At 64.0% G+C, this 17,825-nt stretch carries 19 protein-coding genes; 10 read left to right on the forward strand and 9 right to left on the reverse strand.

Annotation, left to right across the window (positions count from 1 at the left end):
- Window positions 1–73: 73 nt before the first annotated feature.
- A complete protein-coding gene (gene fumC, locus QU596_RS08275; protein WP_308514864.1) occupies window positions 74–1,468 on the forward strand; it encodes a class II fumarate hydratase in 1,395 nt (464 codons plus the stop codon).
- Here the strand turns inward: fumC and QU596_RS08280 are convergent.
- Window positions 1,465–1,986, reverse strand: coding sequence for an acyloxyacyl hydrolase (locus QU596_RS08280; RefSeq protein ID WP_308514866.1), 522 nt, complete (start codon window positions 1,984–1,986; stop codon window positions 1,465–1,467). The two genes, fumC and QU596_RS08280, sit on opposite strands and share 4 nt — an antisense overlap.
- 56 nt (window positions 1,987–2,042) lie before the next feature.
- Window positions 2,043–2,603, reverse strand: coding sequence for a DUF2585 family protein (locus QU596_RS08285; RefSeq protein ID WP_308514867.1), 561 nt, complete (start codon window positions 2,601–2,603; stop codon window positions 2,043–2,045).
- An 86-nt stretch (window positions 2,604–2,689) separates the two neighbouring features.
- Here QU596_RS08285 and QU596_RS08290 point away from each other — a divergent pair, with 86 nt between their 5' ends.
- Entirely contained in the window at window positions 2,690–3,667 is a 978-nt protein-coding gene (locus QU596_RS08290; RefSeq protein ID WP_308514869.1) for a magnesium transporter CorA family protein, read from the forward strand.
- On the opposite strand, the gene QU596_RS08295 is transcribed toward QU596_RS08290, so the two are convergent.
- Window positions 3,664–3,858, reverse strand: coding sequence for a hypothetical protein (locus tag QU596_RS08295; RefSeq protein WP_308514870.1), 195 nt, complete (start codon window positions 3,856–3,858; stop codon window positions 3,664–3,666). The genes QU596_RS08290 and QU596_RS08295 overlap by 4 nt on opposite strands.
- Window positions 3,859–4,058: 200 nt before the next feature.
- On the opposite strand from QU596_RS08295, the gene acnA reads away from it, so the two are divergent.
- From acnA to QU596_RS08310, 3 genes are read left to right on the forward strand one after another with little or no spacing between them, the layout of a single operon-like run.
- Window positions 4,059–6,740 (forward strand): aconitate hydratase AcnA, encoded by a 2,682-nt coding sequence (gene acnA, locus QU596_RS08300; protein ID WP_308514873.1) that lies wholly within the window; start codon window positions 4,059–4,061, stop codon window positions 6,738–6,740.
- Window positions 6,741–6,750: 10 nt separating this feature from the next.
- A complete protein-coding gene (locus QU596_RS08305) occupies window positions 6,751–7,020 on the forward strand; it encodes a CBU_0592 family membrane protein (RefSeq protein ID WP_308514875.1) in 270 nt (89 codons plus the stop codon).
- The gene (locus QU596_RS08310; RefSeq protein WP_308514877.1) at window positions 6,987–7,649 is read left to right on the forward strand and encodes a cyclase family protein; all 663 of its coding nucleotides are present in this window, start codon (window positions 6,987–6,989) and stop codon (window positions 7,647–7,649) included. Before QU596_RS08305 ends, QU596_RS08310 begins: the two co-directional genes overlap by 34 nt.
- On the opposite strand, the gene QU596_RS08315 is transcribed toward QU596_RS08310, so the two are convergent.
- Window positions 7,646–8,920: a M20/M25/M40 family metallo-hydrolase gene (locus QU596_RS08315; protein ID WP_308514879.1), complete on the reverse strand. Its 1,275-nt coding sequence runs from the start codon at window positions 8,918–8,920 to the stop codon at window positions 7,646–7,648. The genes QU596_RS08310 and QU596_RS08315 overlap by 4 nt on opposite strands.
- A complete protein-coding gene (gene ygfZ / locus QU596_RS08320) occupies window positions 8,917–9,627 on the reverse strand; it encodes a CAF17-like 4Fe-4S cluster assembly/insertion protein YgfZ (RefSeq protein WP_308514881.1) in 711 nt (236 codons plus the stop codon). Before ygfZ ends, QU596_RS08315 begins: the two co-directional genes overlap by 4 nt.
- Before the next feature lie 23 nt (window positions 9,628–9,650).
- Here ygfZ and pyrC point away from each other — a divergent pair, with 23 nt between their 5' ends.
- Window positions 9,651–10,673 carry a dihydroorotase gene (gene pyrC / locus QU596_RS08325; RefSeq protein WP_308514883.1) on the forward strand — a complete coding sequence of 341 codons (1,023 nt, stop codon included), beginning with the start codon at window positions 9,651–9,653 and terminating at the stop codon, window positions 10,671–10,673.
- On the opposite strand, the gene QU596_RS08330 is transcribed toward pyrC, so the two are convergent.
- The 4 genes from QU596_RS08330 to QU596_RS08345 form a co-directional block, all read right to left on the reverse strand.
- A complete protein-coding gene (locus QU596_RS08330) occupies window positions 10,670–11,389 on the reverse strand; it encodes a Crp/Fnr family transcriptional regulator (RefSeq protein ID WP_308514885.1) in 720 nt (239 codons plus the stop codon). The genes pyrC and QU596_RS08330 overlap by 4 nt on opposite strands.
- Before the next feature lie 65 nt (window positions 11,390–11,454).
- Window positions 11,455–12,384, reverse strand: coding sequence for a Gfo/Idh/MocA family protein (locus QU596_RS08335; RefSeq protein WP_308514887.1), 930 nt, complete (start codon window positions 12,382–12,384; stop codon window positions 11,455–11,457).
- Entirely contained in the window at window positions 12,381–12,995 is a 615-nt protein-coding gene (locus QU596_RS08340; RefSeq protein ID WP_308517965.1) for a 2-dehydro-3-deoxy-6-phosphogalactonate aldolase, read from the reverse strand. The genes QU596_RS08335 and QU596_RS08340 overlap by 4 nt, the downstream gene beginning before the upstream one ends.
- Window positions 12,996–13,011: 16 nt before the next feature.
- The gene (locus QU596_RS08345) at window positions 13,012–13,893 is read right to left on the reverse strand and encodes a 2-dehydro-3-deoxygalactonokinase (protein ID WP_308514890.1); all 882 of its coding nucleotides are present in this window, start codon (window positions 13,891–13,893) and stop codon (window positions 13,012–13,014) included.
- A gap of 73 nt (window positions 13,894–13,966) precedes the next feature.
- Between QU596_RS08345 and QU596_RS08350 the strand changes: the two genes are divergently transcribed.
- From QU596_RS08350 to QU596_RS08365, 4 genes are read left to right on the forward strand one after another with little or no spacing between them, the layout of a single operon-like run.
- Window positions 13,967–14,842: an SMP-30/gluconolactonase/LRE family protein gene (locus QU596_RS08350; protein ID WP_308514892.1), complete on the forward strand. Its 876-nt coding sequence runs from the start codon at window positions 13,967–13,969 to the stop codon at window positions 14,840–14,842.
- 48 nt (window positions 14,843–14,890) lie between these two features.
- On the forward strand, window positions 14,891–16,243 hold the full coding sequence (locus tag QU596_RS08355) for a family 1 glycosylhydrolase (RefSeq protein WP_308514893.1): 1,353 nt from the start codon (window positions 14,891–14,893) through the stop codon (window positions 16,241–16,243).
- The gene (dgoD, locus tag QU596_RS08360) at window positions 16,240–17,391 is read left to right on the forward strand and encodes a galactonate dehydratase (protein WP_308514894.1); all 1,152 of its coding nucleotides are present in this window, start codon (window positions 16,240–16,242) and stop codon (window positions 17,389–17,391) included. The genes QU596_RS08355 and dgoD overlap by 4 nt, the downstream gene beginning before the upstream one ends.
- A complete protein-coding gene (locus QU596_RS08365) occupies window positions 17,385–17,825 on the forward strand; it encodes a DUF2059 domain-containing protein (protein WP_308514896.1) in 441 nt (146 codons plus the stop codon). Before dgoD ends, QU596_RS08365 begins: the two co-directional genes overlap by 7 nt.

Below are 17,825 nucleotides of genomic sequence, written 5' to 3' on the forward strand. Positions count from 1 at the left end.
TGATTTTTCTCTTTAGCGCGGCGCAAAGAAGGCAGGGCTTCGACGAGCTCCGCCGGAACGCTCAGGAGACATCATGCCCAACGACACGCGCAGCGAAACCGACAGCTTTGGCCCGATCGACGTCCCGGCCGACGCTTATTGGGGTGCGCAGACCGAACGGTCGATCGGCAATTTCCCGTTCGGCCCGCGCGAGCAGATGCCGATCGAGATCGTCCACGCGCTCGGTTTCGTGAAGCAGGCGGCTGCGCGGGTAAACGCGCGAATCGGTGGGCTCGACCCGAAGCTGGCGGAAGTCATTCAGCAGGCGGCTGCGGAAGTTGCGCGCGGCGATCTCGACAGCCAGTTCCCGCTCGTCATTTGGCAGACGGGTTCGGGGACGCAGTCGAACATGAATGCCAATGAGGTCATCGCCGGGCGGGCCAACGAGATCCTGACCGGCAGGCGTGGCGGCAAGGACCCGGTTCACCCCAACGACCACGTCAACAAGGCGCAGTCGTCGAACGACAGCTTTCCGACAGCGATGCATATTGCCGCGGCGCGCGGCGTGAACGACAAGCTGCTCCCAGCGCTGCGCCTCATGCATGCACGGTTGGCCGATCAAGCCGAACGCTGGGACCGCATCGTCAAGATCGGTCGCACGCACCTGCAGGACGCGACGCCGCTGACGCTCGGGCAGGAATTCTCCGGCTATGCCGCGCAGATTGCCGACTGCATCGAGCGGGTCGAGGGTGCCCTGCCCCGCGTGTTCCGCCTGGCGCAGGGCGGCACGGCGGTCGGGACTGGCCTGAATGCGCCGGCGGGATTCGCGAACGAATTTGCCAAGGAAGTCGCGAACCTGACGCAGCTGCCGTTCACCTCGGCTCCGAACAAGTTCGCCGAGCTGGCGGCCCATGACACGCTGGTCGAGTTGTCAGGCATCCTCAACACCATCGCCACCGCGCTGACGAAGATCGCCAACGATATCCGCCTCCTCGGCTCCGGCCCGCGTTGTGGGCTCGGCGAGCTCAAGCTGCCGGAGAACGAGCCGGGGAGCTCGATCATGCCGGGCAAGGTGAATCCGACCCAGGCGGAAATGCTGACGATGGTGGCGGCGCAAGTCGCGGGCAATTGCGTCGCGGTCACGATCGGCGGCATGCAAGGCCACCTCGAGCTTAACGTCTTCAAGCCGATGATCGGCGCTAACGTGGTTCGCTCGATCAACCTGCTGTCGATCGGAATGACGAGCTTCACCGAGCGGATGCTCGATGGCGCGGAGCCGGACGAGGATCGCATTGCCGAGTTGATGAATCGGTCGCTGATGCTGGTCACCGCGCTTGCGCCGGAGATCGGCTACGACAATGCGGCGGCCATCGCCAAGCATGCGCACAAGAAGCGGCTGACGCTGAAGGAAGCGGGCCTTGAGCTCGGACTGGTCGACGAAGAAACCTTCGATCGCGTGGTCAAACCGGAGACGATGCTGGGGCGTTAAAGCGCCAGATTCAGCCGGACGCCGAGATTATCGATGCCGGGGTTCTCCCGGCCGCGCAGCTGGGCGTGGCTCATGTGCACCCAGCTCGCCTCGGCGCTCAGCCGATCGTTGATCCGCGTCCCGATGCCGATTTCGGGTTCGAACAGGACGCGGCTGCCGAAGGCAATCCGATCCGTCCGGTAATATTTACCGGCCGAGCCGTCGTGAATTGCAATGCCGAGTCCCGGGCGGATGTAGAAGCCGCCGCCAACGCCGAACTTCGCCGACAGTCCGGTGGCGGCGTAGCTGGTGTCGCCCGCCGTGTTCAGCGCTCCGAAGGCATACCATTGCAGCGGCGTCTTCCCGATCCTTCCGCCGCGATAGCCGACCTGGAGATCAAATCCCTGTTCGAAGCCGCTGAGGTCGGTGGGAAGTTTCACGTCGTGGACGTAGACCCCGCCAAAGACTTCGCCGGCGGTCGCCGCGCTCGAAGTCGTAACCGCCAGCAGGGCTGCGCAGCCCATTGCGAACTTCCTCAAACCGAGCTCTCCCCAACAACGTCGGCTCCACAACACGCGGAAACGGCAATGGTGCCCTAGCGACCCGCCTGCCATGCCTGCAACGTCTGGTTCGGCGCGATCAAGGCAATGACGTTGAGCGTGAGATTGTCACGGATGACGAACAGTGGGGTAACTTCCAGGGCAATCAGCGCAATTGCGCTCGCCCAAACCGGAAGCTTTCGAGCGATCAAGAACCCCAGCGCCATCATGCCGACGTCCGAAAGCGAGTTGAGGACGCTGTCCCCGGTGTAGCCAACGGCCGCGGTCGTCGCCCGATAGCGATCAATGATCATGGGGGTGTTTTCGGTGATCTCCCACGCGCACTCGATGAGTAGCGCGACAACGAACCGCCAACCCACCGGCCAGCGCCGCGCGGCGAGCCAGAGTAAAGCATAGAACAGGAAGCCGTGGACGACGTGGCTGAAGCTGTACCAGTCGCTCAGCATCTGGCTGGTGCGCGGACTGTCGCGCGACCCGACCCATAAATCGACCGCGCCGCAAGTGCAGATTGGGTTCCGTCCCATTGCCAGCAGGACGGCGGCAGTCGCGATTACGATGGCGAGGGCAGCGAAGATCCACAGGCGCGACGGCTTCATTGGCCTGACTGTGCAGACTGCGGCGCGGGGACGCAATCAGCGGTGACGCATTGCGCGATGTGCCGGGGACTGACAGATGATGTCGAATGCTGCGCGCCTACGGACCCGGATGCGATGGAAGTCTCGTCGAGGCCAAGCTGACAAGCATCCCCGACACGGCGACCTGGGTCGACCTCGAAGAGCCGACCGAGGAAGAAGAGAAACTTGTCGAACGGTGCATCCGGATGGACGTGCCCACCGAAGACGAGATGGCCGAAATCGAGCCCTCCAGCCGGCTCTACGAAAAGGGCGGCGCGCTCTACATGACGGTCAGCGTCCTTTACGGCCTCGAAGACGGACAGCCCAAAACGACCCCCATCAGCTTCGTGCTAGCCAATAATCGGTTGGTCACCGTGCGCTATGCAACGCCAAAGCCGATCCGCGCCTTTTCGGACCATGCACGCCGGGACGGCGATCTCGTCCGCGATGCGCCGACTGCCCTGTTCCGCATGCTGGATGCGCTCATCGATCGCCTGGCCGACGAGCTGGAGAATGTCAGCGGCGACATGGAGCAATTGTCCGCGCATATCTTCCACCAGAAGATGGAAGAGCGCCGCATTCCGGCCAAGCGGCTGACCGCATTGCTCACCCGGATCGGGCGAACCCAGTCACTGCTGACGAAGATCCGTTACTCCGCCGTCAGCACGATTCGGATGCTTAGCTTTCTTTCCGGCGCCAACCGTTTCCAGGGGGTCGACCAGAACGACTTCAAGAATCATCTTTCGAGCCTGAGCACCGACGTTCACAGCCTGTCGGAGCATGCCAGCTTCCTATCGGACAACGTCACGTTCCTGCTCGACGCCTCGCTCGGCCTAATCAGCATCGAACAGAATGCGGCGATGAAGCTGTTCAGCTGGGCAGCGATCATCTTCCTGCCGCCGACCCTGATCGCCGGCGTCTTCGGCATGAACTTCCACTACATGCCGGAACTGGACTGGCATTACGGCTATCCGGTCTCGCTCGCCGTCATGCTGGCGAGCGCGATCGGCCCGTACCTGTTCTTCAAATGGCGCGGCTGGATCTAGGCGATCTGCGAGAAGGAGATTGCCGGCGTTTCCTCGGCGGTTGCGATGGCCGCCGCGCGACGGCGCGCCAAGGCCGCGTAAGCGAGAGCCAGCTCGCCCGCGATTTCCACCCGCTCCGGCTGATCCTTCGAGCAGGCCGCAGCGCGGGCTTCGGCAGCACGGCGTCGAAAATATTCGGTGTCGTGGGTCACGGTAGTGGCCTCCCTGCTTCGTTGTTCACCACATTTATTGCACCTGCGAGACGAATACGAGTGGCGCGGCGACAATCTGGCGCAGACGATTATCAGCTTAGCGCAAAATTACCCATTTGACTGACCGATTTGCGGCGCCTCGCGCGGGTTGCTAAGCGCGCCCCGGCGCCCATTTCCAACGCAGCCCCAGAAAGACAGCAATGATTCCTACCGGCCAGGACAGCCTCGGCACCCGCACGACATTGAACGTCGAGGGTAAGACTTACGCTTATTATTCGCTGGCGAAGGCCGCGACGACGCTGGGCGACGTGTCGCGACTACCCTTTTCCATGAAGGTCCTGCTGGAGAATCTGCTGCGCTTCGAGGATGGCACGACCGTCACCAAGGACGACCTGCAGAGCATGGCGGACTGGCTGAAGGAGCGGCGGATCAATCGCGAGATCCAGTATCGCCCGGCCCGCGTGCTGATGCAGGACTTCACCGGCGTCCCCGCGGTGGTCGACCTCGCCGCGATGCGCGACGCGATGCGGCAGCTGGGCGGGGATCCGCAGAAGATCAACCCGCTGGTGCCCGTGCATCTGGTGATCGACCATAGCGTGATGGTCGACGAGTTCGGCACCCCGAAGGCGTTCGAGAAGAATGTCGAATTCGAATATGAGCGCAATGGCGAGCGCTATGAGTTCCTCAAGTGGGGCAGCCAGGCGTTCGACAATTTCAAGGTCGTGCCGCCGGGCACCGGCATCTGCCACCAGGTGAACCTGGAGCATATCGCGCAGGGCGTGTGGACGGGTGAGGACCAAACCGGCGAGAAGGTCGCTTATCCGGACACGCTGGTTGGGACCGACAGCCACACGACGATGGTCAACGGCCTCGGCGTGCTCGGCTGGGGGGTCGGCGGGATCGAGGCCGAAGCCGCGATGCTCGGCCAGCCCGTCAGCATGTTGATTCCCGAAGTGGTTGGCTTCCGCCTCTCTGGCGAACTTAAGGAGGGCATCACCGCTACCGACCTCGTGCTGACCGTGACCCAGATGCTGCGCCAGAAGGGCGTCGTCGGCCGCTTCGTCGAATTCTACGGCCCCGGCCTGGACAACCTGCCGCTCGCCGACCGCGCGACGATCAGCAACATGGCGCCCGAATATGGCGCGACGTGCGGCTTCTTCCCGATCGACGAGCGCACCATCGATTATCTGAAGCTGACCGGCCGCGACGAGGATTCCATTGCGCTGGTCCGCGCCTATGCGCAGGTGCAGGGCCTGTGGCGCGATGCGAACTCGCCCGATCCCTTGTTCACCGACACGCTCGAACTCGACATGAGCACCATTGAGCCGTCGCTGGCCGGGCCCAAGCGCCCGCAGGACCGCGTGCTGCTAAGCGAGCTTGACGATCAGTTTAACGCCGAGCTGGACAAGACCTACAAGAAGGGTTCGGACCCGCGCGTGGCGGTCGAAGGGGAAAGCTACGACTTCGGCAATGGCGATGTCGCCATCGCCGCCATCACCAGCTGCACCAATACGTCGAACCCGTCGGTGTTGATCGCCGCCGGCCTGGTCGCCCGCAAGGCGCGTGAGAAGGGGCTGACGAGCAAGCCGTGGGTCAAGACCAGCCTCGCGCCCGGCAGCCAGGTGGTCACCGATTACCTGACCGAGAGTGGCCTCACGGAAGACCTGAACGCGCTCGGCTTCGACCTCGTGGGCTATGGCTGCACGACCTGCATCGGGAATTCCGGGCCGCTGCCCGAGCCGATCAGCAAGGCGATCAACGACAACGACCTGGTCGCCGCGAGCGTGCTTTCGGGCAACCGCAACTTCGAAGGCCGCGTGTCGCCCGATTGCCGCGCCAATTATCTGGCGTCGCCGCCGCTAGTCGTCGCCTATGCGATAAAGGGCACCGTGCGCTCGGACATGGTCAGCGAGCCGATCGGCACCGCGTCGAACGGGGAGCCTGTCTACCTGAAGGACATCTGGCCGACCAACGAGGAAGTGCGCAACCTGATCGATGCGCACGTCCATTCGGAGATGTTTCGCCGCCGCTATGCCGATGTCTATCGCGGTGACGAGCGGTGGCAGAAGATCGATATCACCGGCGGCGAGACCTATGGCTGGCCGGCCGGTTCGACCTACATCCAGAACCCGCCTTATTTCACCGGCATGACGATGACGGCAACGGCGTTGACCGACATCCAGCGCGCGCGGCCGCTGGCGATCTTCGGCGATTCGATTACCACCGACCACATCTCGCCCGCAGGCGCGATCAAGCCGGACAGTCCGGCCGGGCGCTACCTGCTCGATCGGCAGGTCAGCCGCGGCGAGTTCAACAGCTACGGTTCCCGGCGCGGCAATCACGAAGTGATGATGCGCGGCACCTTTGCCAACATCCGCATCCGCAACCGCATGCTCGACAATGTCGAGGGCGGCTTCACTAAATACGCCCCGACGGGCGAGACCATGCCGATCTACGACGCAGCGATGCTGTACAAGCATGACAATCGTCCGCTCGTGATCGTCGCGGGTAAGGAGTATGGTACGGGCAGCTCGCGCGACTGGGCGGCGAAGGGCACCATCCTGCTCGGCGTCCGCGCGGTGATCGCCGAGAGCTTCGAGCGCATTCACCGTTCCAACCTGGTCGGCATGGGCGTGCTTCCGCTTCAGTTCCAGGACGGTGAGAATGCCGAGACGCACCGCCTGACCGGCGCTGAGAAGTATACGATCGAGGGCATTGCCGATCTGAAGCCGCGACAGGACGTAACCGTGAAGGTCACGCGCGACAGCGGCGAGGAGTTCAGCTTCACCGCCCGCTGCCGGATCGATACCTACAACGAGCTGGAATATTACAACGCTGGCGGCATCCTGCAGTACGTGCTGAGGAAGCTCGCAGCACAGTGACGCGGCTCGCATGACCCCGGTCGAACTGGCCGTCGAGACGGTCGGCTGGGCCGGGGCCCTGCTGATCCTGCTCGGCTATATCCTGGTAACGACGGGCAAGCTGACCGGCCGCTCGCCGGCGTTCCAGTGGATGAACCTGCTCGGCGCGGCGGGCTTCATCGTCAACGGCTGGTGGCACAAGGCGCTGCCGTCCACGGTGCTCAACGTCATTTGGCTGCTGATCGCCGCCATGGCATTGCTGCGGCTATGGATCAAAGGATCGTCGACCTCAGCCACGTGATCGAGAGCGGGATGACGACCTATCCCGGCCTCCCCGGCCCGCACATCTGCGATTTCTGGACCCGCGAGGCTTCCGCGGCGAACTACGACGACGGGTCGAGCTTCCAGATTGGGCGCATCGACATGGTCGCCAATACGGGCACCTATCTGGACGCGCCGTTCCACCGTTACGCGGATGACGCGGACCTTTCGGAGCTGCCGTTGCGGTCGCTTGCTGACCTTCCCGGTGTGGTGATTCGGCGGCCTTTCGAGAGCGGTCTGGCGACAGCGGCAGAGCATTTCGATGGTCTCGACGTGCGCGGGAAGGCGGTGCTGGTGCACACCGGCTGGGACCGGCATTGGCGCACCGACCGCTACGGCGTGGACCACCCTTTCCTCACCGCCGATGCGGCCGACTGGCTAGCTGCAAATGGCGCCGCGCTGGTCGGCATCGACAGCAACAACATCGACGACACACGCGAGCGGGCGCGGCCGGTTCACACCCGGTTGCTCGCCGCAAACATTCCGGTTTGCGAGCATATGACCGGGCTTGATGCCTTGCAGCACAGTGGGTTTCGCTTTTCCGCGGTGCCGCCGAAGGTACGCGGCATGGGCACCTTCCCGGTGCGCGCCTACGCAGTGCTCGCTTAGGGAACGCCCGCCGTCGCGAGGATCGTGGCAAGAACGATCCGCTTGATCTTCACGTTCGGCGCCTTGTCGGTCTCGATAAATTCCGCCGGCGAATGCGCGCCCCCGGCCTTCGCGATGTGCGACATCGTGAGCGCCGGGATGCCGAGGTTCATCGGCACGTTGGAATCGGTCGAGGACGTGCTGTCCTTCACCTGCATGCCCTCGGCGCGATAGGCGGCGCGAGCGAAGGCGACAATGTCAGCATCGGGCGCGGTGTGGCCAGCGGGACGATCGCCGATCGGCTTGATGTCGGCGAAGACCGCGCCGGCGCGGACCGAACGCGTGGCGTTCTCGGCCGCAACCGTCCGGTCGACGATATCGAGGAACTGCCGCTCCAGCTTCCCCAATTCGGCGGCACTCACCGAGCGCATGTCGACCTCCAGCCAAACCTCGTTGGGGATGGCGTTCACCGACGTCCCGCCGCCGATCACGCTCGCGCTGTAGGTAGTCTTCGGGTCGGCGGGGACGTTCAGCTTGTAGAGTTCGGACACCGTTGCCGCGAGCGGCACCAGCGGATTGACGATACCGAACGCGCCGTAGCTGTGGCCGCCAGGGCCCTTGTAGGTGATGCGGTAGCGCTTCGACCCGGTGCCGCCGTTGGTGATGCTGTCGGTGCCGCCGCCGTCGAGCGAGAAGAAGGCGCCGATGCGGCCTTTGTACGCGCCCTTGTTGAACAAGTAGCGCGTGCCGCGCAGGTCGCCGGCCCCCTCTTCCCCGACGTTGCCGACGAAGAGGATGTCACGTTTGGTCTGGATACGGCCGGCGTTCATGGCGTCGACGATCGCGAGCAGGGTCGCGAGGCCGGCGCTGTCGTCGCCGACGCCCGGGGCGCTCAGGCGATTGCCCTCGCGGCGGACTTTGACGTCCGTCCCCTCGGGGAAAACGGTGTCCAAGTGCGCGGCGACGACGACTACGGGTCCACCCGCGATTCCCCTGCGCAATGCGAGGACGTTGCCTTCCGGGTCGATGCTTGGATCGAGACCGCGCTGACGAAGCAGGTCGGCGAAGGCGCGGGCGCGGGCCTGTTCCTTGAACGGCGGCGACGGCACCTCCGTGATGCGGATAACATCGGCCACCCACTGGTCGTGCTTCGCATCGAACGACGCCGCAGCGGTCCGATATCCGGGGCTTGCGAGAATGCGCTTAAGCGCCGCGTCCGCGTTGGTCGCCGAGGTGGCGGGCAACGCGGTGAGCAGCGCCAGTGCGCCGGCGATGATCTGAAAAGTCTTCATGCTTCCCCTGTTACAAGTGCCTGGTCGAGCCAGGCCGGACGGATGATGTCGCCGAGATCGTCGAGACGGCGATGCTCCACCGCAAAGCCAAGCTCAGGATAAAAAACGCGGGTCCGCGGGCCTTCGGAATCGGCAGGAACGACAACCAGCCGCCGATTGACTTTCTGCCGCCAATTCATGCGGGCGGTGTTTTCCTGACCGACGAAGCAGCCCTTGGTGAAGCTGACGCCGTTCAGCTCGACAGCATTGCATTCGAGCCAGAGGATATCTCCAAGCTCAGTTCGACCCTCGCAGACCCCAAGGCGAAGGCGGTGTTCAAGCCAGCCGGTCGACGGTTCGGCAGCCTGAGCGAGCCACCGACGGCCTAGGCCGGGCAAGCGCGGGTCCGGATCGCCATTCTCGCCCTTCGGCGCCCAATGCACGGCCAGCACATCCTCACGCGCAATCGTGATCGGCCGGCGCAAACGATAGATCGACAAGCGTTTAATCAGTTCGTCCGCCGCTTCGGCTTCGCAGTCGAGCAGCAGGTCGTCGCCGTCAGCCCACACCACGAAATCGAACAGGCATTTGCCTTGAGGGCTGAGCAGCCCGGCCCATACCGGCAATGGTCCCGCGACATCGTTGGTGACCAGCCCCTGCAGGAAGCCGCGAACGTCCTCGCCGGACAGGCGAATGAGGGCGCGATCGCTGAGGGTGGTGCCGGGCATGCGCCTTAGCTAGGTTACCAAACGTGGCATCGCAAACGCTGACCATCCGCAAACCCGACGACTGGCACGTGCATTTGCGTGACGGCGAAATGCTCATACGCGTCGCGCCCTACACCGCGCGACAGTTCGGGCGGGCGATCGTCATGCCCAATTTGGCGCCGCCGGTGACCTCGGTCGAAGTGGCGCGCGAGTATCGCAAGCGGATTATGGCGGCGACCGTGCCCGGCTTCACGCCGCTCATGACCTGTTACCTGACCGACCAGACGAACCCCGAAGAGATCGCGCGCGGTCACGGCGAGGGCGTGTGGATCGCCGCGAAGCTCTACCCCGCTGGCGCGACGACCAACAGCGCGTCGGGCGTCACCGACATCCGCAATATCTATCCCACGCTCGCCCGAATGGAGCAGACAGGTATGGTGCTCTGCGTCCATGGCGAGGTCACTGACCCCGACGTCGACGTATTCGATCGGGAGAAGGTGTTCATCGAACGCACGCTCTCGCGGCTCGTGCGGGACTTCCCCGCGCTGAAGATCGTGCTGGAGCACATCACCACCGCGGAAGCGGCGGAATTCGTTCAGCAGGGCGGCGTGAACATCGCAGCGACCGTCACGCCGCAGCACTTGGTGATCAACCGCAATGCCTTGTTCAAAGGCGGACTACGCCCGCATGCCTATTGCCTGCCCGTCGCCAAGCGCGAAGAGCATCGGCTCGCGGTGAGACGCTTTGCGACGTCTGGCGCCTCCAACGTCTTTCTCGGCACTGATAGCGCGCCGCACAGCCGTGAGGCCAAGGAAAGCGCATGCGGATGCGCGGGAATCTTCAACGCGCCCTATGCGCTGGAGAGCTATGCGGCAGTCTTCGAGGAAGAGGACGCACTCGATCGCTTCGAGGCCTTCGCCTCGATCAACGGCGCGCGTTTCTATGGGCTGCCACTAAACGACGAAACGATAACTTTGGAGCGGATGGCGACCCACGTTCCTGAAACAATCGACGGCCTCGTGCCATTTCAGGCGGGTGAGGCGTTGCCATGGAGTTTGCTGACTTAATCCCCATGCCCGCTGTGGCCGATGACTGCGGCGAAATGCCGTTCCAGTTGATCGTAGCACTCGCATGACCGTTTCTTGAGGCCTTGGCGATCCGTGACGCGGATAACGCCCCGACCCGTAGCGACGAGGTGATCGGCCTGAAGCGACTGAATGACTGCGTTGACTGTCGTGCGCTGCACGCCAAGCAATCCGGCGAAGGCTTCCTGCGTCAGGTCGATGCGATCGCCGGCGCGGTCCTGCGCATGCAATAGCCACCGCGCGGCCCGCTCCTGGATCGAATGGAAGGCGTTGCACGCCGCCGACTGCATGACCTGCGCCAGGAGATAGTCCGAAAAGCGGCAGAACAGGTTGGCAATGAACGGCGACTCGCTCTTCGCGCGTTCAAGTTCGCGCATAGGCACCCGAAGCGCCGGTCCCGGCATCAGGACTTTCGCCGTCGAAAAGGCCGGAGCCTGTCCGCAACTGACGATGCCGCCGACGGCGCCCTCGCGGCCGATCGACGCCACTTCGGCCGAGCGGCCACTGCTGAGTTCGACGCCGAGCGAGATCATGGTCGAGTCGAACGGAAAGATGCTGACCTTCGGCTGGTCGCCGCGGCCCAGGACCACTTCTCCCGTTTTTAATTCCACGAGCTCGCCATGGGGCTCGATCAGCTTCCGAGACTCTGTCTCGAACGTTGCAAGCAGGCGGTTTCCTGCAAACGCCTCGTCGGTCATTTCCCGCCGGTCCAACATCGCAATCATCACGTCAAGGCAACGATGTCGCGGCGTGAAGGTTGCCCTTACATCGTGATCGGATCGACGCGTGTCAGGGTTGCTGTCAGCAGGCAGTCGGCGACCAGCCGGAAGGGTGCCACATCAACCAGGCTGCGGCGCCCATCGATCAGGTCGACGAAGGTCCGGTAGATGTCGGGATACTCGCCTGGGCCGTCATCGTCCTGCGCCCTTCCGTTAAGCACCAGGCGTGCGCCCCCCTGCTCAAGCCGGACCGAAACGCCGTCGGTCGTCTCCGCGGCGATTGTCCATTCCTCGCCCTCGGTCCGGCGCCAGTCGAGACTGGCGGTGAGCGGGCCGTCCGCCTCCGTGCTCGAGAAGACGATATCGGCAGCAATCGGCGTCTGTGCATTCTCCGGGATCTGCAACGCCGCCGATTGAACGAACAAGGCGCCGGGAAAGATCTTGGTGGCGATCGACAGCGCGTTGATCCCCGGATCGAACACGCCGAACCCGCCTGCGTCCCAGATCCACTGCTGACCGGGATGCCATTTGTGGACATCCTCGTGCCACAGGATTTGCATCGATTTGACGCGCTTGCCCGCGAGCGCCTGCGCGGCCGCGTCGACGGTCGCGTGATGCTGGGCGTGCCAGGTCGTGAACAAGGTGACGCCTTTGGCCTGCGCCGCGCAATCCAGTTCCGAGATCTGGGCAAGACCGGCGGCCGGCGGCTTTTCGAGCAGGCAATGCAGCCCGGCGGCAATGCATTCGCTGGCAATCTCGAACCGGGGTCCTGGCGGCGTGGTGATGGCAACCGCTTCCAGACCTTCGGCGGTCCGGATCAAGTCACGCCAGTCGGTAAAGGTCTGTCCAACGCCCTGTCCTGACCGGCTGGAACTCGCGACAAGCTCGAAGCGCCCATTGCCTTCGATCGAGGGCCGGTGCTGGTCCTCCGCGATCTTGCCGTAGCCGATGATGGCGATGCGGATGGGTTTCATCGGCCGAGCCCCGCAACATAGGCTTTTGCCTTGGCCAGCGTGTCCGATGCGCTTTGACCGGCCTGGTATAGCCCGCCGCCAAGGCCGAAGCCCGCCGCCCCGGCGTCGAGCCACGGGCGCATATTATCCGGCTTCACGCCTCCAACGATAAGGATCGGGACGTCTTTAGGCAGCACCGCTAACTGCGCCTTCAGCACCGCCGGGCTCGCGCCCTCCGCGGGAAACAGCTTGAGCGCGGTTGCGCCCGCGCGGATGGCGGCGAAGCCTTCGGAAGGCGTGAAATAGCCCGGACTGGCGACCATCCCGGTGGAGGCGGCGGCCGCAATCACGTCGAGGTTGGTGTCAGGCGACACGATGATCTGTCCGCCCGCATCGCGGACGCGCGGCACGTCGGCGGGGTCGAGCACGGTCCCCGCGCCGACCAGCACCTGATCGCCAAATCGCTTCGCGAGTCGCTCGATGCTGTCCAAGGGTTTCGGGGAATTCAGCGGCACTTCGATGATCCGCATGCCGGCGTCGACAACAGCGTCGCCGACCGCTTCGGCTTCGTCTGGTGTCACTCCCCGCAGGATGGCCACCAGCGGGCATTGATCGAGATAGCGATGCAGCATTTCGCGGGCGTTCACGTCAGATCCTTTTCGCGATTTCGTGGATGCCGGCGAGGAAACAGCGCTCGCCGTCCAGTTCCCGGACTTCCCGTGAGGCTTCCCTAATGGCCGCTGCATAGAGCCGCGTCAGCTCCGGTCGGCCGACGGCCGCAATGTCCGCGCCGGTCGGATAAGACAGCCCGACACGCACGTCGGCGCCGATCAGGAGGCCGCTTGCGTAACTGGCTGCATCTTCCTTCCGGGCGACACCGAGCAGGACGCGGGCGCGAACTGAAAACAGATCGGCAGGCAGGCTTTCATTGTTGATGGCGAACCGAGCGGCGTCGCGGAAGACATCGTTCAGCTCGACTTCGCTTTGCAGCAGATCGGAGAGGATGCTGTGCTCCTTCAACAGACTGAACAGCTCGCCCGTCATCACCGTCCGGAAGCTGTCGATCTTGCCGCCACGGAGCGTGACCCATTTGTTGTGCGTGCCGGGATGACAGGCGAGACCGTCACGGCCGATCGATCCGTCCACTACCGCACCGAGCAATTGGACCTCTTCACCGCGCATTACGTCGGCGCGACCATTCTCCAGGTAGGAGACGCCGGGAACGATTGCCTCGCGTTCCCCAACCCACACCAACGCCTTGGCCAGGTCATCGAGCCCCGCGGGCGCCGGCACATAGGGCGCTTCCTTCCACCCGCGGTTCGAACCGATCATCCCGGCCAGCAGCAGCGGATGATCGCCGAGCCGCTTGCGGATCTCGGCCATCGCGGCGGGAAACCCGTCCGCAGCCACGGACAGCACACCCTTGTCATCCTCGAACTCGTCGACGCACTTCCCTGAGCCATCGAGGCGGTAGGCGCGGCGATTGGTCGTGCCCCAATCGACGGCGATAAATCCTTCAGGCCAGCGCATATCGCCTACAACCACGACACATCGTGGTTGCTCCACCGTTTTCTTTTCGGGCGGGCGCTCTATCGCATTTGTCATGTCCGCCGACTCGACCGTCCAATGCGTCGCCGACGTCCACGCCGTGCTGGGCGAAGGCCCGGTGTGGGTCGCGCGGGAGAACGCGCTCTACTGGCTGGATATCAAGGGCCTGAAGATCTTCCGTCTCGACGATCGCGGCCACGTCTCCGAATGGCCGACGCCCTTCCGGATCGGCTCGATCGCGCCGACGCGCCGTGGCGGCTTCATCGGCGGCACCGAAGGCGGACTGGCCGAGGTCGACCCCGGGTCGAAACTGTTCAAGATTTTCCTCGATCCGGAATCGGAGCGCCCGGACAATCGCTTCAACGACGGCAAGCTCGATCGGCAGGGACGCTTCTGGGCGGGAACGATGGACGATGCCGAGCGCCAGGACAGCGGCACGCTCTATCGGGTCGACGCCGACCGCAGCATCGTCGCCGTCGACGGGCAGTATCGGGTGACCAACGGCCCGGCGTTCAGCCCGGACGGAAGCATCATGTATCACAACGACAGCGCCCGGCAGGTAACCTACGCGTTCGATATCGACGGTGCCGGAGCCGCCTCGAATAAGCGTACGTTTTTGCAGTTCGGCAAAGGCGACGGCTTTCCCGACGGCATGACCGTCGACAGCGAAGGTTGCCTGTGGATCGCTTTTTGGGACGGCTGGTGCCTCCGGCGCTACGCACCCGACGGAGAGTGGGTGGAGACGATCAAGATGCCCGTGCAGCGGCCGACCAGCTGCACGTTCGGAGGCCCCGATCTCGACCGCCTGTACATCACCTCGGCCAGCATCGGGCTCGATGAAGAGGCGTTAAGAATGCAACCAAATGCGGGAGGGTTGTTTATGACCATGCCCGGTGTGCGGGGACTGGCCGACGTCCCGTTCGCAGGCTGAACGGGCCAACGAGAACTGACGACGGGAGAGTAAGCCATCGCCAACTTCATGTTCGCGACGGGGATCGAGAACAGTTACCCCACGATCAACCAGGGCAAGACCCGCGTCGATGAGATGGCTGTGTGCGGCCATTACGAGCGCTGGCGCGAGGACTTCGACTGCGTCCAGGAAATCGGCATCAACTATCTGCGGTACGGCCCGCCGATCCACAAAACTTGGCTTGCGCCCGGGAAGTACGATTGGGAATTCACCGACCTGACCTTCGCGGACCTCAAGCGCCGCGACATCACGCCAATCGTCGACCTCTGCCATTTCGGGGTGCCGGACTGGGTCGGCAATTTTCAAAACCCCGACTTCCCGCGACTGTTCGCAGCTTACGCCGGGGATTTCGCCGAGCGCTTCCCCTGGGTCCAGCTCTACACCCCGATCAACGAGATGTTCATCTGCTCGGTTTTCTCCGCCAAGTACGGCTGGTGGAACGAGCAGAAAAAGGACGACAAGTCCTTCATCACCGCGCTCAAGCACATCGTCAAAGCCAATGTGATGGCGATGATCGAGATCCTGAAGCGCCGCCACGACGCGATCTTCATCCAGTCGGAATCGTCCGAATATTATCACGCGGACTCACCCGCCGCGATCGGCCGCGCGGAAGTGCTGAACCAGATGCGCTTCCTGTCGCTCGACCTCAATTACGGGCGCCGGGTCGACAGCGGGATGTACCAATATCTGCTGGATAACGGCATGACCCGCGAGGAATATGAGTGGTTCCTCGAGCATCGGCTTAAACAGCACTGCATTTTCGGGAACGACTATTACGCGCTGAATGAGCATCGCGTGTTCGCCGACGGCCATACCGTCGCGGCCGGTGAGACCTTCGGTTACGCCGAAATCACGCGGCAATATTACAACCGCTTCCGCCTGCCGGTGATGCACACCGAGACCAATTTGTGGGAAGGCCAGCACGGCGACGAGGCGGTCAAGTGGCTGTGGAAGGAATGGGCCAACGTCTTGCGGCTGCGAAACGTGGGCATCCCGACCGTCGGCTTCACCTGGTACAGCCTGACCGATCAAGTCGACTGGGATACGGCGCTGCGTGAGCAGAACGGCAATGTGAATCCGCTCGGCCTGTTCGACCTCGACCGCAAGATCCGCAACGTCGGCAAGGCTTACAAGCAATTGATCGCCGACTGGCGCAACGTGCTGCCGGCGCAGAGCGTGTGCCTGGTGGTGCCGATCAAGAAGATCGGCGAAATGCCCGATAGCGACGACGCGGCCGGGCGGCATTTGTCGGCCAACGGGACGCAGGCGCAAACCGCGAGCAACGCAAGCAACGCGAATGAGCCGGACGACGGTGCGGCGAGCGGTGGCGGCGGAGCCGAAAGCAGCGGGGTGCAGGGATGACCGCGCGCAAGATCGGGAAGATCGAAACCTTTTTCGTCCCGCCGCGGTGGCTGTTCGTCCGGGTCGAGAGCGACGACGGCGCGGTCGGCTGGGGCGAGGCGAGCCTCGAAGGCTGGGCGGAAGCCGTCGACGGCGTGTTCGAGGCCTATCGCGACCGCTTCATCGGCGCCGATCCCTTCGCAATCGAAGACATCTGGCAGGTTGGCTATCGCGGCGGCTTCTATCGCGGCGGGGCCATCATCATGTCGGCCCTGTCCGGCCTGGAGCAGGCGCTGTGGGATCTGAAAGGCCGGGCGCTTGGCCTACCGGCCTGGGAGATGCTGGGCGGCAAGGTGCGCGAGAAGGTCCGGTCCTATGCCTGGATCGGCGGCGACCGGCCGCACGAAATCGCCGATGCCGCGGCGGGCCGGAAGGCGCAGGGCTTCAACGCCGTCAAGATGAACGCGACCGCCGAGCTCGACTGGATTGGCACGCCCAAGGCGTTCGACGAGGTCGTGAAGCGGGTCGAGGCGGCGCAGGCGCAGGGCATGGATGTCGGGCTCGACTTTCATGGCCGGGTGCACCGGCCGATGGCCAAGCAGCTCGCCAAAGTGCTGGAACCGATGGGGCTGCTGTTCATCGAAGAGCCCCTGCTCTCCGAGAACCTCGAAGGCCTTCAGGAAATCTCCGATCACGTCTCCACGCCGATCGCGCTTGGCGAGCGGCTCTATGGGCGGTGGGAGTTCAAGCCGGTGTTCGAGAAGGGCATCGTGGACATCATTCAGCCCGACCTCAGTCACGCCGGGGGCATCCTCGAGGTGCGCAAGATTGCCGCAATGGCCGAGGCGTATGACGTCGCTGTCGCGCCGCACTGTCCGCTCGGCCCGCTGGCACTTGGCGCGTGCCTCCAGATCGCAGCTTGCACGCCGAACCACGCCATCCAGGAAATCAGCCTCGGCATCCACTACAACACCGGTGGGCACGACCTGTTGAACTTCTGCACCAACAAGGAGGCGCTGACCCCGATCGACGGCTACTTGCCGGTGCCGGAAGGCCCGGGGCTCGGTGTCGATATCGACGAGGCGGCGGTGCGCGAGGCGGACAGGGACCGGCACCGCTGGCGCAACCCTATCTTCCGCAACAAGGATGGGAGTTTTGCTGAATGGTGATCGTTCTCATGCTCGCTGCCGCAGCCGCGCAGCCCTCGCCAGAAGCGCTTAGGCTTGGGCGGCAAATGGCCGAGAGCGGGACGCTCGCCTCGCTGCTGCCGATGATCCAGCAAAAGGAGACCGAGGAGCTGGTCGCCGAGCAGAAAGACCTGTCCGACGCCGACCGTACGCAGCTCCGTGCGACGGCGAAGCGGGTCTACGATGCGGGTCGCGATCGACTGATGAGCGCCGAGGCCGAAGCCTATGCGCGGCGGCTGAGCGTGCCCGACCTGCGGGTCGCGGTAGCGTTCCAGACGAGCGGCGCCGGACAGCGTGTCCGCGCGGCGATGCCGGCCATCATCGGTGACACGATGCAGCGGATCGGGACGATGGATTTCAAGGGCGATGTCCGCGCCGCTTACTGCAAGGAAACCGGCAAGCTCTGCGCCAAATAG

The organism is Sphingomonas flavescens (assembly GCF_030866745.1).
Classification (GTDB): Bacteria; Pseudomonadota; Alphaproteobacteria; order Sphingomonadales; family Sphingomonadaceae; genus Sphingomicrobium; species Sphingomicrobium flavescens.